This window comes from Leucobacter sp. OLIS6 (assembly GCF_002752355.1).
Classification (GTDB): Bacteria; Actinomycetota; Actinomycetes; order Actinomycetales; family Microbacteriaceae; genus Leucobacter.
Map to the genome: position 1 here is coordinate 124,659 of NZ_MRAV01000014.1, position 15,989 is coordinate 140,647.

The 15,989-nt window shown below is 72.7% G+C and carries 9 protein-coding genes; 5 read left to right on the forward strand and 4 right to left on the reverse strand.

Going from position 1 to position 15,989, the window contains the following annotated elements:
• Positions 1–73: 73 nt before the first annotated feature.
• Positions 74–1,570 (reverse strand): DEAD/DEAH box helicase, encoded by a 1,497-nt coding sequence (locus BMH31_RS10715; RefSeq protein ID WP_099725353.1) that lies wholly within the window; start codon positions 1,568–1,570, stop codon positions 74–76.
• 184 nt (positions 1,571–1,754) lie between these two features.
• Here BMH31_RS10715 and BMH31_RS10720 point away from each other — a divergent pair, with 184 nt between their 5' ends.
• Both BMH31_RS10720 and BMH31_RS10725 read left to right on the forward strand, forming a co-directional pair.
• Positions 1,755–2,474, forward strand: coding sequence for a ferritin-like fold-containing protein (locus BMH31_RS10720; RefSeq protein WP_099725241.1), 720 nt, complete (start codon positions 1,755–1,757; stop codon positions 2,472–2,474).
• A 49-nt stretch (positions 2,475–2,523) separates the two neighbouring features.
• A complete protein-coding gene (locus tag BMH31_RS10725; RefSeq protein WP_099725352.1) occupies positions 2,524–3,684 on the forward strand; it encodes a methyltransferase domain-containing protein in 1,161 nt (386 codons plus the stop codon).
• Positions 3,685–3,689: 5 nt separating this feature from the next.
• Here the strand turns inward: BMH31_RS10725 and BMH31_RS10730 are convergent, their stop codons facing one another.
• The gene (locus tag BMH31_RS10730; RefSeq protein ID WP_099725240.1) at positions 3,690–4,463 is read right to left on the reverse strand and encodes an NRDE family protein; all 774 of its coding nucleotides are present in this window, start codon (positions 4,461–4,463) and stop codon (positions 3,690–3,692) included.
• A gap of 38 nt (positions 4,464–4,501) precedes the next feature.
• Here BMH31_RS10730 and BMH31_RS10735 point away from each other — a divergent pair, with 38 nt between their 5' ends.
• A complete protein-coding gene (locus BMH31_RS10735) occupies positions 4,502–5,884 on the forward strand; it encodes a bifunctional phosphopantothenoylcysteine decarboxylase/phosphopantothenate synthase (protein ID WP_099725351.1) in 1,383 nt (460 codons plus the stop codon).
• A 54-nt stretch (positions 5,885–5,938) separates the two neighbouring features.
• Here the strand turns inward: BMH31_RS10735 and BMH31_RS10740 are convergent, their stop codons facing one another.
• Complete coding sequence (locus BMH31_RS10740; RefSeq protein ID WP_099725239.1) at positions 5,939–6,163, reverse strand: DUF3107 domain-containing protein; 225 nt, start codon at positions 6,161–6,163, stop codon at positions 5,939–5,941.
• 166 nt (positions 6,164–6,329) lie between these two features.
• Positions 6,330–8,870, reverse strand: a complete 2,541-nt coding sequence (locus BMH31_RS10745) for a penicillin acylase family protein (RefSeq protein WP_306460342.1) — start codon at positions 8,868–8,870, stop codon at positions 6,330–6,332.
• A 220-nt stretch (positions 8,871–9,090) separates the two neighbouring features.
• On the opposite strand from BMH31_RS10745, the gene BMH31_RS10750 reads away from it, so the two are divergent.
• Together BMH31_RS10750 and BMH31_RS10755 are read left to right on the forward strand one after the other, a co-directional pair.
• Positions 9,091–12,330, forward strand: a complete 3,240-nt coding sequence (locus BMH31_RS10750) for a UrvD/REP family ATP-dependent DNA helicase (protein ID WP_099725237.1) — start codon at positions 9,091–9,093, stop codon at positions 12,328–12,330.
• Entirely contained in the window at positions 12,327–15,974 is a 3,648-nt protein-coding gene (locus tag BMH31_RS10755) for an ATP-dependent DNA helicase (protein ID WP_099725236.1), read from the forward strand. The genes BMH31_RS10750 and BMH31_RS10755 overlap by 4 nt, the downstream gene beginning before the upstream one ends.
• Positions 15,975–15,989: the final 15 nt, after the last annotated feature.

Here is a 15,989-nt window from a genome sequence, read left to right on the forward strand (position 1 = left end):
CGGCGGTGAGCCGGTCCCGAAGGCCCGGCTCACCGCCGTTTCTCGTGCGTAGGGTCGCGTCCGCGACCCGGTGCTACTCGGCCGAAGGCGCCGCGTCCCCGCCCGCTGACTCGGTCGAGGTCTGCGCCTCGCCGGACGCGGAACGGCCCGCGCCACCGCGGCGGCGACGACGCCGGCGGCGCGGCGCGGTCGCCTCGCCGGTCTCTTCCGGGGATCCGGGCAGCGGGGCGCCGGGCTCGCCGCCGCCCTCGGAGTCGTGCCCGTGCTGGTCGTGGCCGTGCGCCTCGTGGCGGCCGCGGCCCTGCGGGTTCGCGCTGCGCGTGCGGCTGCGGCTGCGCGTGCGGGATCCGGCCTCGCCGCGACCCTCGCCCGACTCGGACGAACGGGATCCGCTGCGCGGTGCGCGCTCCTTCACGGGCGTCGCCTTGAGACGGCCCTTGGTGCCCTCGGGGATCTTCAGATCCTCGAACAGGTGCGGTGACGAGGAGTAGGTCTCGACGGGCTCCGGCACGCCGAAGTCCAGCGCCTTGTTGATGAGCGCCCACTTGTGCAGGTCGTCCCAGTCGACGAAGGTGACGGCGGTGCCGGTGCGGCCCGCGCGGCCGGTGCGGCCGACGCGGTGCAGGTAGGTCTTCTCGTCGTCGGGGACCGTGTGGTTGATGACGTGGGTGACGTCGTCGACGTCGATGCCGCGCGCGGCGACGTCGGTCGCGATCAGGATCTCCTTCTTGCCCGCCTTGAAGGCGGCCATGGCGCGCTCGCGCTGATCCTGGTTGAGATCGCCGTGCACCGATGCGGCATTGAAGCCGCGATCGGTCAGCTCCTCCTGGAGCTTCGCGGCGGCGCGCTTGGTGCGCATGAAGATGACGGTCTTGCCGCGGCCCTCGGCCTGCAGGATCCGGCCGATCACCTCGTCCTTGTCGAGCGAGTGCGCGCGATAGACGATGTGCTCGATGTTGGCCTGCATCTGGCCCTCGTCGGGATCCGTCGCGCGGATGTGGATCGGCTTCGACATGAAGCGGCGCGCGAGGGTGACGATCGTGCCGGGCATCGTGGCCGAGAACAGCATGGTGTGCCGCGTCGCCGGGGTCTTGGCGAAGAGCTTCTCGATATCGGCGAGGAAGCCGAGATCGAGCATCTTGTCGGCCTCGTCGAGCACCATCTCGCGCACGTTGCCCAGATTGAGCAGGCGCTGGCTCGCGAGGTCGAGCAGGCGGCCCGGGGTGCCGACGACGATCTGGGCGCCGGCCTTCAGCTGCTCGATCTGACCCTCGTAGGCCTTGCCGCCGTAGATCGGGACGACGGTGGCCCCGCGGTTCTTCGCGGCCAGTTCGAGATCCTCGTAGACCTGCACGCACAGCTCGCGGGTCGGAACGACGATCAGGGCCTGCACGCCGGGCTCCGGGTCGGTGCCGATGCGCTGCAGCAGCGGAAGGCCGAAGCCGAAGGTCTTGCCGGTGCCGGTCTTGGCCTGGCCGATGATGTCCTGGCCCGAGATCGCGAGCGGGATGGTCTGCTCCTGGATGGGGAAGGCGTCGACGATGCCTTCCCCTGCGAGCGCGTCGACCATGTCCTGGTCGACGCCGAGTTCGGTGAAAGTGGTCACGTGCGTCCTGTCTCGTGGGATGTCGGCTCCGCGCTGATTCGACTCTTCCGAGCGGAGCACGCTGCCGCTCCGCGGCGGCAGCAGTCTGATTTGCGTACGGCGACCAGTCTATGCCGGGGCCGGGCCCCGACGCCGGTACACTGACGGGGTGTTCGAGTGGATCCGTAACCTGCGCAAGTCGTCTGCGCCCGCACGCAAGATGCGTACGCGGAGCGAATCCGACGAGGCGGTGCGCGTCGAGCTCGCCGAGTTCGCCCCCGGGATCCTGCCGTTCCTCGGCCTGACCGCGTACCTCCAGCTGGAGCTGTACGAGGCGGCGACGCGCGGTGTCTCGGGCGCTGCGACGCTCGAGGCGAAGGAGGTGCTCGCCCGGGTCGCGGGCCAGACCCTCGCCAAGCACCAGCGCTTCACCGATGAGATCCGGCGCCGCGGCAAGGAGGCGCACACCGCGATGCAGCCGTACAGCTCGGTGATCGACGCCTACATCGAGCGGATCGATGTCGCCGACTGGCACCAGCACGTGCTGTCGCTCTACCTCGTCGGCGGTCTGTTCGACGGATTCTTCGCGAGCCTCGCGCAGGGGCTGACCGATCCCTATCGCGGTGAGGCCATCGAGATCCTGGAGGACGACCCGGGCCGGGTCGCCCTGCGCGAGCTGCTGGCCGCCGAGATCGCCGCGGACCCGAAGCTCGCCAACCGGCTCGCGCTCTGGGGCCGCCGCCTCGTGGGCGACACGCTGCTGGTCTCCCGGGCGGTGCTCGGGCTGAGCGAGCACCGCGAGTTCATCGCGAGCGAGGTCGAGCCGGTGTTCACCGAACTGATCGCCGATCACATTCGACGGATGGACCGGCTTGGGCTCACGGCCTGAGCGCACCGGGATCCCGCTCGTCGCGGCCGGTTCGCCGCACGAGGGGCAGCTGCGGTGCCGGTACTTCGTCGCCGGCGAATGCCGGTCCTGCGCGCTGATCGAGACTCCCTACGACACGCAGCTCGCCGAGAAGCAGGCGCGCTGCGCCGAACTGCTGCCGGACGTGCCGCACGACGCCTGGTTGCCCGCCTTCACCGCGGGCGATCGCGGCTTCCGCAATCGCGCGAAGCTCGTGGTGGGCGGGCGGCGAGGCCGGGTCACGCTCGGGATCCTCGGACCCGACGGTCGCGGCGTCGACCTGCGCGAGTGCGCGATCCAGTCGCCCGGCATCGCCGCGGTGATCCCGCGGCTCGCCTCACTGCTCGACGGGACCGGGCTGCCGCCCTACTCGGTACCCGAGCGGCGGGGCGAACTCAAGTTCGTGCACGTGACCGAGGCGCCGTCCGGCGAACTGATGCTCCGTTTCGTGGTGCGCAGCGAGCACGCGCTGCGCACGCTGCGCGGTGCCCGCGAGGCGATCCGCGCCGCCGTGCCGAACGCAGCGGTCATCTCGGTCAACCTGCTGCCCGAGCACAAGGCGGTGCTCGAGGGCGAGCGCGAGGAGCTGCTGCTGGGATCCTCGCTGCGCATGGGGCTCGGTCCGATCGACCTGCATCTGCTGCCGCAGAGCTTCTTCCAGACCAACACCGCCGTGGCGCGCGAGCTCTACGCCCAGGTCGCCGCTTGGGTTGCCGAGAGCCGGCCCCGGTCGCTCTGGGACCTCTACTGCGGGGTCGGCGGCTTCGCGCTGCACTGCGCCGAGGCCGAAGCCGCCGAGGACGCGCCCGCGGCGCGCGAGGTCGTCGGGGTCGAACTGACCGAGGCGGCCGTGCGCTCCGCCCGCCGGAGCGCACGCGATGCGGGACTCCACGCGCGGTTCATCGCCGCGGATGCCACGGCATTCGCGCTCGACGGCGGGGTCCCCGCCGGCTCCGAGCCGATGCCGGAGCTCGTCGTCGTGAACCCGCCCCGGCGCGGCATCGGACCGGAGCTCTCCGACTGGCTCGAGCGCTCCGGCATCGCGAACGTCGTCTACTCGAGCTGCAACCCCGAGTCGCTGGCGCGCGACCTGGAAGCCATGCCGTCCTACGCGGTGCGCGAGGGCCGCCTGTTCGACATGTTCCCGCACACGAAGCACCTCGAGGTCGCCGTCCGCCTCGAGCGCCGCTGACCGCCTCAGCGCAGGGCGAGCGGAGCGCCGAACGCGGGTGAACCCCAGCGACCCGGGCGGCGCAGCGGTGCGGAGACCAGATCGACGCCCGCGTCGCCGACCTCCGCCGCGCACACGAGCAGCGACAGAGTGGGGTAGCCGTGCGGGCGATTGTCGCGGATGATCGCCCGATCGTCCATCGGTCCCAGCTCGGCGCTGCGGGCGAGCAGCGAGATCCAGCGCTCCCGCCACTCCGAGAACGACCCGGACCCGGTCCCGTCCTCGCGCAGCGCGGAGAACTCCGGCAGCCAGCGGGCGATCCGCGCGGTCGCGCGGTCGTCCACGCCGTCGTGCGCGAGCATGTGGACCCCGGCGGAGAGCCGCGTCCGTCGGAGACCGGAACCGCCCCACTCGGTCACGCGCGCGCCGGCGGTCGACACCTCGACGAGGTTGAACGCTGCGGTCCCCGGCGGATCGGCGGGTTCCATCCCTGCGACCGCATCGAGCACGATGCCGCCGCGGGAGGCGAGCGGCGCCGCTCCGCGCGGGCGCACCGTCTCGCCGCGGTTGAGGATCACCGCGAGCCGCGCCGCCCCGGCGTTCGGGCCGGCGCTCGGACCCACGGCCGCGAGCCACGCGCCGTTCGCGCGGCGGTCCCGCACGCCGACGACGCCGGGCCGCTCCTCCGGCCACCACTCGCCCGGCGGATCCCACGCGCGCTCCGGATCCTCGTCGCGCACGGCCAGCAGGCGGATCGGCGCGTCCGCGCGCGTCGGGACATCGAGGATCACCGTGCACATGGCGACGGAGTCTAGCGCGGGATGGAATGATGGCACTCATGAACATCGTTCTCGGAGTCACCGGCGGGATCGCGGCGTACAAGGCGGTCCTGCTCGCGAGGCTGCTCGTAGAGGCGGGCCACGAACTGCACGTCGTCCCCACCGAGGCCGCGCTCCGCTTCATCGGCCGGCCGACGTGGGAGGCCATCAGCCGCCACCCGGTGACCACCTCCGTGCACGAGGACGTCCCCGAGGTGCGCCACGTGGCGCTGGGCCAGCGGGCGGACCTCGTCATCGTCGCCCCCGCCACCGCGAACACCCTCGCGCGCATGACCGCCGGGCTCGCCGACGACCTCCTCGGCACCACCCTGCTCGCCACCCGCGCGCCCGTGCTCGTGGCACCCGCCATGCACACCGAGATGTGGGAACACCCGGCTACGCAGGACAACATCGCGATCCTGCGCTCCCGGGGCGTGCACTTCGCCGGTCCCGAGCGCGGCCGGCTCACGGGCGCCGACAGCGGGGTCGGACGCATGAGCGAGCCCGAGACGATCCTCGCCCAGGCGCTCGCCCTGCTCGAGGGCGCGGCCGCAGGAGCGTCCGCACCGCTCGCCGAGGCGCCGGAGCCCGAACGCGGCCCCGCGCCGCCCGCGACCGTCGCCGCGACCGCCGTGCCCGGCCCGGCCGAGCCGGAATCCGAACCCGAACCCGAACCCGAACCGCTGCAGGCGACGCCGTCCCGGCACGACCTCGACGAGGTCCGCGTCCTCGTCACCGCCGGCGGAACCCGGGAACCCATCGACCCGGTCCGATTCATCGGCAACCGATCCAGCGGAAAGCAGGGCGTCGCGCTCGCCGCCGCGGCCGCGGACCGCGGCGCCAAGGTCGTGCTGCTCGCGGCGAACGTCGAGGCCGCGGTGCTGGCCGACGTCTCGGAGCGCGACGACGTTCGAGTGGTGCCGGTCGGCACCGCGGCCGAGCTCGAGGCCGCCGCCCAGGGCGCTGCGCCGGGCGCCGACGCGGTGATCATGGCCGCGGCCGTCGCCGACTACCGGGTCGCGGAAGTCTCGGACTCCAAGCTGCGCAAGGAGGATTCCGATACTCCGCCCGTGATCGAACTCGTCGAGAACCCCGACATCCTCGTCGGACTCGTGCGTGCCCGGCACGACGGCCAAGTGATCGTCGGCTTCGCCGCCGAGACCGCCGAGGACGCCGACGAACTGCTGGAGCGCGGGCGCCGCAAGCTGGCGCGCAAGGGAGTCGACCTGCTCGCCGTCAACGCGGTCGGCTGGGTGCAGGGATTCGAATCGGCCGAGAACGCCGTGCAGGTGCTCGACGCGGACGGTCGGATGGTGCGCGAGATCGGCGGGAGTAAGCGCGAGGTCGCCGAGGCGATCCTCGACACGGTCGTGGAAGAACTGGCGGCCGCGCGCCGGGAGTGAATCCCATGCGCGCGGCCGCCGGTCGATCGCGCTCGTGAGCGCCGATTCAGAGGGTCAGCTGACGAAGCCGACCTTGCGCCCGGTGTCGCCGCCGATCTCCACGTAGGCGATCGCCGCCGCGGGCACCAGGTACTGGCGGGACTTCGAATCGGTGAAGCTGACGACGGACTTGCCGCCCTCGAGCGCGGCTTCGACGGCGGCGTGCAGATCGGCCGCCGAAGCGTCGGTCTCGAAGCTGATCTCGCGCGGGGACTGGATGATGCCGATGCGAACTTCCACGGGGGCCTCCTGAGTGAGTGGTCTGATGGCTCCGGACCGAGCGACGCTCCGACCGGGCCGCCGGTGCTCGAGCACCGGATCTGATCCGAGTCTATGGCGCGCCGCCGGGCCGGTGCCCGGGCGGAAGCCGCCGTTCGCTGTCGGCGCAGGGCCCCTCGCACCCCGCTCAGCGTGGTTCGAGCCGCAGCGTGTCGCGCGTCGTCGCCGAAACGGCCTCCGCGCTGAACGCCCAGGGTCGCGAGCGGACCGCGGCCCAGTCCCCGGTCTGATCCGTGTAGTGCGGATGGAAGGCGTGGCCGCTGGCGCCCGTCAGGTGGATCCACTGCGACGCATCCCAGTCGGACACGTCGACGACCATGCGCATCGACGGCACCGTCGACGTCTCGTAGCCCTCGTCGAGGCCCCATCCGGTCGCGTTCACGACCCCGGACCCGCCGCCGACCGGGAACGGCCCGCGGTTGAACAGCGCCTCGACGGGTGCGATCCCGCTCTTGCCGAACGTCCCGCTGCGCAGCGTCAGCGCGTGCAGCTCGCCCCAGTTCCAGCGCGACGCGTCCGAGCCCTGCGCCCGCACCAGCTCGGCATACGCTTCGTTCGCGGCGCGCTCCAGCAGCGCATCGCGCGAGGTGATCCCGGCCTCGGCGTTCCGCCACCACCGGGATCCCGGATCCCGTAGCTGCTCGGCGAAGAACACGGTGAATCTCGACTGATCGTCCCGGGGGATCTCAGTGGACCCGCCGCCCACCATCAGCGCCGTGACCCGGTTCCAGAGCACGTTCGCGAATGCGGCCACGGAGGAATCGGCGCGGTTCTGCTCGTCCCAATCGCGGAGCCCGTCGATCGCGGCCTGCACCTTCGGATCCTCCACCGAGATCCTCGCGTAGGCGCGCCGCAGCGAGGCGGCGGCCGGCATCCGGTCGTCGGCCTGGATCTCCCGGAGATCGTCGGCGGTGATCGGCCCCTCCGTGATCTTCCGGTCGAGCAGGGCCGTGATCCGCGCCGCTCGGTACCCGTAGTCCCAATCCCTGCTGAGGAAGTAGGGGTACGACTCCGGAACGATCGCGTTGTTCGCCGTCACGATGTAGCCGGCGGGCGGGTTGTAGCTCCGCGGCAGCTCCGCGAACGGGATGAAGCCGGTCCAGTCGTACGCGCTGTCCCAGCCGGGCTGGGGGAGCCAACCGTCTCCGGCCCCGCGGATCGGCAACCGGCCCGGGGCCTGGTACCCGATGTTGCCGTCCACGTCGGCGTAGATCAGATTCTGAGCGGGCACGTCGAACTTCTCGGCCGCCGCGCGGAAGTCGTCGTAGTTCTTCGCCCGATCGAGCCGGAAGATCGCCTCAGCGGTCGTCCCCGGATCGAGCGCCGTCCACCGCAGGCTCACGGCGTACTCGCCGGAGAGCCGATCCGTCCCGGCGCCCGGCGCCTCCGCCCGTTCCGCCGATCCGGTGCCCAGCCCGACTCTTGGCGTTCCCGCGATCGCAGTGAAATCCTCGGTGAGGCCCGACACGACGGGACCGTGCCCCGTCGCACGCACCTCGAACTCGACGTCCGACCCGCCCGCGACCTTCAGCGTCTCCCGTCGTGTCTGCAGCGGGTGCAGCTCTCCGTCCTTCCAATACCGATCGCCGTCGATGCGCTCCACGTACAGGTCGGCGACATCGGTCGTGAGATTGGTGAAGCCCCATGCTACGCGCTCGTTGTGCCCGATCACGATCCCCGGCAGCCCCGAGAAGCTGAACCCGGCGACCGCGAACGGGCAGTCCGGGCCCACCGTCGAGCAGCGCAGCTGCATCTGGGTCCAGACCGAGGGCAGGGCTGCGCCCAGATGCGGGTCGTTCGCGAGCAGCGGTTCGCCGGTGGCCGTGTGCGCGCCGGACACCACCCAGGAGTTCGAGCCGACGCCCTCGCCCTGGGCCCCGATCAGCGCATCCACCGTGGCGATCGCCCGCGCGGTGTCCTCCGGCAGGCCTGCGGCGCCGATCGGCCCGCTGGCCGCTGCGGCGGATGCGGCGGGTGCGGCGGGTCCCGCGGACGCGGGGGACGATCCGCTCCCGACGATCGTCGGATGCTCCGCGAACGGGTAGGGCGGGTAGAGCTCCTCCAGGCGCTCGGGATCGAGCGTCCGCGCGAGCAGCGCGCGTGTCGACTCCTCGTCCACGTTGGTGCGCAGGTCCCAGGCCATCGCCTTGAACCAGGCGACCGAGTCGGCCGGGGTCCATTTCTCGGGTGCGTAGCCGGGGTTCTGCAGATCGAGCACCGCGTACTCCAGCGACAGGTCAGCGCCGGATCGCTGGGCGAGGTAGGCGTTGACGCCGTCCGCATAGGCCTCGTAGTAGGCGCGGACCTCCTGCGGCAGATCGCGGACCTCCTGCTCGGCGATGCGGTGCCAGCCGAGCGTGCGGAGGAACGTGTCGGTTCTGACCTGCGATTCGCCGAACAGCTCCGAGAGCCTGCCGCTGGTCAGATGGCGGCGGAAGTCCATCTCCCAGAACCGATCCTGCGCGTGCACGAAGCCCTGGGCGAAGAACAGGTCGTGGCCGGTGTCCGCGGTGATCGTGGGGATCCCGCTCGCGTCCCGCTGCACCGTGACCGCACGGTCGAGCCCCTCGGCGGGCAGCGTCCCGGTGGTCTGAGGGAAGGACCGAGCGACGGTCCAAGCGCCGAGGCCCGCCGCGACGAGCGCGATCACGACGAGGACGGCGAGCACCCATCCGAGCACCCGGAGGGATCTGCGGGGCCCGCGACGCGCCCGACGCTCGGCGCGCGGTACCGGTGCTTGTGCCTGTGCTGCGGTGGCGTGCGTCATTGCGAAGACCTCCGGTGGTTCGAGGGAGCCGATCCCCGTAGTCTGCCACGGGCCGGCAGCCCGTCGACCGTCGCCGCACGCTCGGACCGTCGATGTCGGAGGCGCTCACTAGGCTGGCCGCATGCCCTCCTTCGACCCGTCGCAGTCGCTCGCGCTCGCACTCGACCGGGCTCGGCACGCACGCGTGCTCGGGGCCCCGGGCAGCGGCAAGACCACGGTGCTGGTCGAGGTCGCAGTGGGCGAGATCCTCGCTGCGACCGAGGCCGCGAACCGGGCGGCCCCGGGCGGATTCTCCCTCGACCGGGAACTGCTGGTGCTCACCGCCGACCGGCGTGCGGCGGCGCGGCTCCGTTCAAGCATCGAGGACCGCCTGGGCCGGCCGATCGAGTCGACGCCCGCGCGCACCTTCACGGCTTTCGCCTTCGGACTGCTCGCCAAGGACGCGGCGTCCCGGGGCGCTCCGGCACCGCGCCTGCTGACCGGAACGGCGCACGACGAGGCGATCTCCGCGACCATCGCAGACCCCGGGATCTCGGCGGCGGCCGAGGTGCGCGAGCTCATCGGCGTCGATGCGGTGCAGAGCCCGGCGTTCCGCGCGGAGCTGCGTGAGCTCGCGCGCATCATCGACGACTTCGGCTGGGACTCGGAGGCGCTGTCGCAGCGCATCGTCGATGCCGCACGTGCGAGCGCCGGCGAGCGGGTCTCGCGAGCGCCGGATGCGGCGCTCGCGTCGCGGTGGATCGCTGCGCTCCGACTGCTCGGACCGGTCGAACTGCGACTCGCCGCCGAACACCCGGGGGAACGCTCCGCGAGCGGTCTGCTCGCAGCGGCCGCCCGTTCGGTGCGCGAGTCCGACGCCGGTTTCCGGGCGCCCCGGATCGTGCTCGTCGACGACGCGCAGGACCTGGGCGAGGGGCAGCTGGCACTGCTCGCAGCGCTGGCCGACCGCGGCTCGCGCATCTGGGTCTTCGGGGACCCCGACATCGCGACGGCCGCGTTCCACGGCGAGAGCACCGAGGTGCTCAGCGATCTCGCCGGGGCGCTTCGGCGCGCGGGCGCTCGCGCCGAGGTCGCCCACGAACCGCAGACGGTCGTGCTCGGACTCGTGCACCGCCAGACGGCTCCGCTCCGCGAGTTCGTCGCGGGCCTCAGCGCGCGCATCGGCGCCGCCGGCGTCGGAGCGCAGCGCGCGGCGATCGCTGCTGCCGCAGTATCGGATAGCGCCGACGCGGGCGACGGCGACCGTATCGCCTTCGCCCGGGCATCGACCTCGGCCGAGCAGCTCGGCGCGGTCGCGCACCGGCTCAGGCGCCGCAGGCTCGGACTCGACGGCATCTCGGCAGTGCCCTGGGACCGCATGGCGGTGCTCTGCCGCAGCCGCGGCGAGGCGACCCGGGCGGCCCGGGCGCTCGCCGGGCTCCAGGTCCCCACCGACGTCGGCTCGGGCGGCATCGTGCCGGGGGAGCACCGCATCGTGCGGGAGCTGCTCCGCCTCCTGCAGCACGCGCTCGGCATCTCGGATCTTCGACCCGCCGAGATCCTCGACATCGCCGGCGGCACCATCGGTGGGCTCGATCCGGTGGCTCTGCGCCGACTGCGCGCGGGTCTCTCGCTGCACGAGCGTCGTCGGGCGCGCGCCGCCGACCGACCGACCGAGGCGATCGAGGGGCTGGTCGCCGAGGCCTTCGCCTTCCCGGGCGACCAGCCGCTCATCGACAGCCGCGGCGGGCGCGTGCTGCGGCGCATCGGTCTCATCGCGGCCGCGGGGCGGGCGGTCGCCGAATCCGGCGGCACCGCACGCGAGACGCTGTGGGCGATCTGGGAGCGGACCCGGCTCTCCGAGCGCTGGCAGGAGGACGCCCTGACCGCCCGCGGTGTCGTCGCCGACGAGGCGAACCGGTCGCTCGACGCCGTGCTGGGGCTCTTCTTCAGCCTGCAGCGCCACGAGGAGCAGGCGAGCAGGCAGCCCGTGGCCGAACTCATCGAGGCACTGCTCGACCGAGCGGTTCCCGAGGATTCGCTCGCGCGGCGCAGCGAACGCAGCACGGTCACGGTCACCACTCCGCAGGGTGCCGTCGGCCGCGAGTTCGATGTCGTCTGCGTGCTCGGTCCGCAGGACGGCGCCTGGCCGAATCTGCGCAGCCGGGGTGCGATGCTGGGCACCGCCGCGCTCGAACGCTGGCTGCGCGGGGGACCCGCGGAACCTCCGTCGCGGCGCGAGACCCTGCACGACGAGCTCCGGCTGTTCGTGCAGGCATGCTCGCGCGCCCGCACCGAGCTGCTCGTGCTCGGCGTCTCCGACGACGAGCAGCATCCGAGCCCCTTCTTCGGGTTCGGTGCCGCGCACGAGGTGCCGACCCCGCCGAGCTCCCGGCTCACGCTGCGCGGCTCCGTCGCGCAGATGCGGCGTCGCCTCGAGGACGATCCCGCGGACGCGGTGGCGCTCGCGTCCCTCGTCGCCCTGGCCGAGGCCGATGTTCCGGGCGCTCGCCCCGACGAGTGGTACGGCGTGCTTCCGCCGAGCACCGACGCACCGCTCGTCGACCTCGACGGCGACCCCGATGCAGTGGTGCGGGTCAGCCCCTCGCAGCTCGAGCAGTCCGAGCAGTGCCCGCTCGACTGGGTGGTGTCGCGGCTCGCGGGCCCCGACGGCGGCGCGAGCTCCGGGCTCGGCACGCTGCTCCACCACGCGATGGAGACCGCCGAGACCCCCGACGTGGACGCGCTGATGGACGCTGTGCTCGCCGAATGGGACCGGTTGCCGTTCGAATCGGAGTGGCAGTCCGAGCAGGGTCGGCGCACGGCCCGGGCCATGGCGACCGGGCTGGCCGACTACCTGGCGCAGTTCATCGGCTCCGATCGCGAACTGGTCGACAGCGAGGCCCGGTTCGAGGCGCGCATCGACCGGGCGCTGCTGGTCGGCTCGGCCGATCGAATCGAGCAGACCACCCGAAGCGACGGCGGAGTCGAGTGGTCGGTCGTCGACCTCAAGACGGGCAGATTCCGCCCGAGCGCCGCCGATCTCGCCGAGCATGCGCAGCTGCAGGCCTATCAGCTGGGAGTCATCATGGGCGCGTTCGCGCACGAGTCCGACGTCGTGCCCGGGGGGCTGCCCGGCAACGGAGGTGCGCGGCTCCTGTTCGTGCACCCGAAGGCGGTGCGCGCCGGAACGACCTTCACCGAGGCCGGGCAGGAACCGCTCGACGCGGAAGCCCAGGGCGCGTTCCGCGAGCGCGTTGGCGCAGCGGCGACGGTCATGGCGGGCGACCGGTTCACCGCCAGGGTCGAGCATCACTGCAGCGATCCGCACCGTCCCGGATCCTGCGCCATCCACATCGTTCCGGCGGTGAGCCACTCGTGACTCCGCAGCAGCACGCGAATCCCGAGGGCGGCGAGCCGGTCGTCCCCGTGTTCGGCCCCCTCCGCATCGCCGAACTCCTCGCCGGCCCCGAGGGGCAGGTCCTGGCGCCGACCGCGGAGCAGCAGGGCGTGATCGAACATCCGCTCGTGGGCAGCGCACTCGTCATCGCCGGTGCGGGCAGCGGCAAGACCGAGACCATGGCCAACCGCGTGGTGTGGCTCGTCGCGAACGGCGTCGTCGCACCCGAGCAGATCCTCGGCCTCACCTTCACCCGCAAGGCCGCCGGAGAACTCGGCGAGCGCATCTCCCGCCGCCTCGCCGGATTCTCCGCCGCCCTCGACGACGCCGAGGAGCGCGGCCTGCTCGCGCCGTCCGAGTCCGCGCGCGCGGCCGCGCTGCGCGAACAGCTGTCCGACGGCTTGGACCTGCCCAGCGTGAGCACCTACCACTCCTTCGCCGCGTCGGTGGTGCAGGAGTTCGGCGCCGCGGCGGGACTGGCATCTGACGCCGCGCTGATCGACGAGGCCACGGCCTGGCGGATCGCCCGCGAGGTCGTGCTCGCGAGCGATGATCCCGAACTGCTCGACGACGATCGCTCGGTGGCGCAGCTCGTCTCGCAGGTGCTGCGCATGGACCACGAGGTCGCCGACCACCTGACCTCGCTCGAACGCGTGGACCTGGTGATCGACGAGTTCGCGCGGGTCGTCGAACTGCCCTACTCCGAGAAGGAGATCGGCAAGCCGCCGAGCGGCAAGGTCTATGCGCCGGTGCGCGACGCCGTGGCCGACGTGCGTTCGACGGCGCTGATCACCCGCCTGGCGCGCGCCTACGCCGAAGAGAAACGCCGCCGCGGCCTCATGGAGTTCTCCGACCAGCTCGCGCTGGCGGTGCGGATCCTCGACGCCGCGCCGGACGCGGTGACGGCCTTGCGCCGTCGGAGCCGGGCCGTGCTGCTCGACGAAGTGCAGGACACCTCGGTCGGGCAGACCCGGTTGCTGTCCCGGATCTTCGCCGGGCTCCCGGTCATGGCCGTCGGCGACCCGCACCAGTCGATCTACGGTTGGCGTGGGGCCTCCGCCGAGGGCCTCGAGTCCTTCCACCGCGATTTCCGCGGTGCGGGTCCCGAGCGCGCCGCGACGCTCACCCTGTCGACCAGCTGGCGGAACCCCGAACTGGTGCTCCGCGCCGCCAACGTGCTCGCCGGCCCACTGCGGTCGGAGGCCGCGATCGACGTCCCCGAACTCGCGCCGAGGCCCGGCGCTGAAGAGGGGACCCTCGACGTCGCCTACCCCGAGACGCTGCACGAGGAGCAGGCGGCGCTCGCCGACTGGATGCGGGACGCGCGGTCGGCGCACCGCGAGACGACGGGCGAGTGGCCCACCGCCGCGATCGTCTGCCGCAATCGCCGGGTCATGCCCGCTCTCGCGAGCGCGCTCTCGGATCGCGGCGTGCCGAACCGCATCGTCGGCGTCGGCGGTCTGCTGACCACGTCCGAGGTGACCGACCTCGTCTCGACGCTGCGCTGCCTCTGGTTCGCCGACGCGGGGAGCGAGCTGGTCCGCCTGCTCAGCGGTCCACGCTTCCGTGTGGGCGTGGCGGACCTCGACGGGCTCGTCCGCGCCGCGCGCTGGTTCGCGGAGCGCGACGTGGCGCACCAGCGCATCGACGACGCCGATCGCAGCGCGGGCGGCGTGCTGCCCGACCCCGACCAGGCGTTCACGACCATCGACGCGGTCGACGAGATCGCGGGACTCGCCTCGCTCGACCACACCGCGCTGAGCGGCATCAGCCCGACCGGACGGCAGCGGATCCGCGAGGCCGGCATCATGCTGCGGCAGCTGCGCCAGCTCGTCGGAGGCGCGATCCCCGAACTGCTCCGCGCGGTCGAGCAGGCCCTGCGGCTCGATATCGAACTCGACGCCCACGCCGCCCGCGGCCACGACGGGGCCGCCTCCGCCCGTGCCAATCTCGACGCGTTCGCCGATGCGGTCGACGCCTTCCTCGCGGTCGATCGGGACGGCACGCTGCCCAGCCTGCTCGCCTGGCTCGAACTCGCGACCGAGGACGACGCGGCGGCCGAGCACGTTCCCGAGCCCGAACCGGGAACGGTGCAGCTCATCACCGTGCACGGGTCGAAGGGGCTCGAGTGGGATCTGGTGGCGATTCCCCGACTCGTGGACCAGGAGTTCCCGGGACGCGGGCGCGATTCCAAGGGATGGCTCCGCCCGGGCCAGCTGCCCGACGAGCTCCGCGGCGATGCGGCGGCGCGCCCCGAACTCGCCTGGCGCATCGCGTCGACGCAGCAGGAGGTGCGCGACGGGATCGCGGGCTACCGTGAGGCGCTGGCCGAGCGCTTCGCGACCGAGGAGCGTCGCCTGGCGTACGTGGCCGTCACGCGCGCCGCGAAGCGCCTCTTCCTGAGCGGTTCGTTCTGGGGCGGGCAGACGCGCGCGCGAGCGGCGTCGACGTACCTGACGGAACTCGCCGATGCTGGGCTCATCCCCGCGATCGCCGACGGGAGCGCCCACGAGAGCGATCCGAGCGCATCTGAGGAGACGGTCCTCGAGTGGCCCCTGGATCCGCTGGGCGCCCGCGCCGACGCGGTGCGCCGCGCGGCCGGGGCCGTCGAGGCACGCCTCTCCGCGGTCGGCGCGCCGGAGGACGGCAGCGCACCGGTCGATCCGATCGTCGAGCTCCTTCTCGCCGAGCGCGAGCGGGCGCGCTCGGCGCTCAGCGCTCGGGCCACCGACGCTGATCCGGCTGCCGGTGCGGATGCGGCAGTCGACCGTGGCGGGGACGACGCGGAGCCCGGCCCAAGCGCAGACGCGGGCGCCGGCGCAGGCCGCGCCGCGGCTGTCGAGCGGATCACGGCGTCGACGTTCCACGAGTTCGTCGACGAGCCGGAGGCCGCGGAGCGCGCGCGACTCCGTCCGGTCCCGCAGCGCCCCTATCGACGTACGCGCGTCGGAAACCGGTTCCACGAGTGGGTCGAGCGCCGCAGCTCCACCGCCGTGGGTACGCGGCTCACGCTCCCCGGCTTCGGCGACGGCGCGTTCGTCGTCGAGGCCGGGGAATCCGGGGTCCTCGACGCCACGGGCTTCGATGCCGCGCACTTCGATGCCGCGGGCGAGTTCCCCGAACCGTTCGGCGCACCGGAGCTGTCCGACGCCGGGGCCGGGAGCGCTGCGCCCGGTGCGCCCGCCGAGTCCGAGGTCGAGCCGGCCGACGGGCTCGATGACGAGGAGCGTGCGCTGCAGCAGCTCATCGCGAACTTCGAGCGCTCGGAGTGGGCCGAGTTGCAGCCCATCGCGGTCGAGCAGGAGATCTCTCTGCCGTTCGCGGGCAACCGGCTGGTCTGCAAGCTCGACGCGGTGTTCCGCCACGGGGACCGGATCGAGATCGTCGACTGGAAGACGGGCCGGGCGCCGAAGGACGACGCTGAGCGGGAGACCCGGTTCTACCAGTTGGCGCTGTATCGGCACGCGTGGGCGAGCTGGACGGACACGCCGCTCGACCGGATCGACGCCACGCTCTACTACGTCGCGGACGATGTGATCCTCCGAGACGAGCACCCGCTCTCCCTCGACGAACTGGAGCAGCGCTGGTTCGTGGCTCGCCGCAGCCTCGAGGTGCGCCTGGACTGAGGTCCGCGGTGCGGG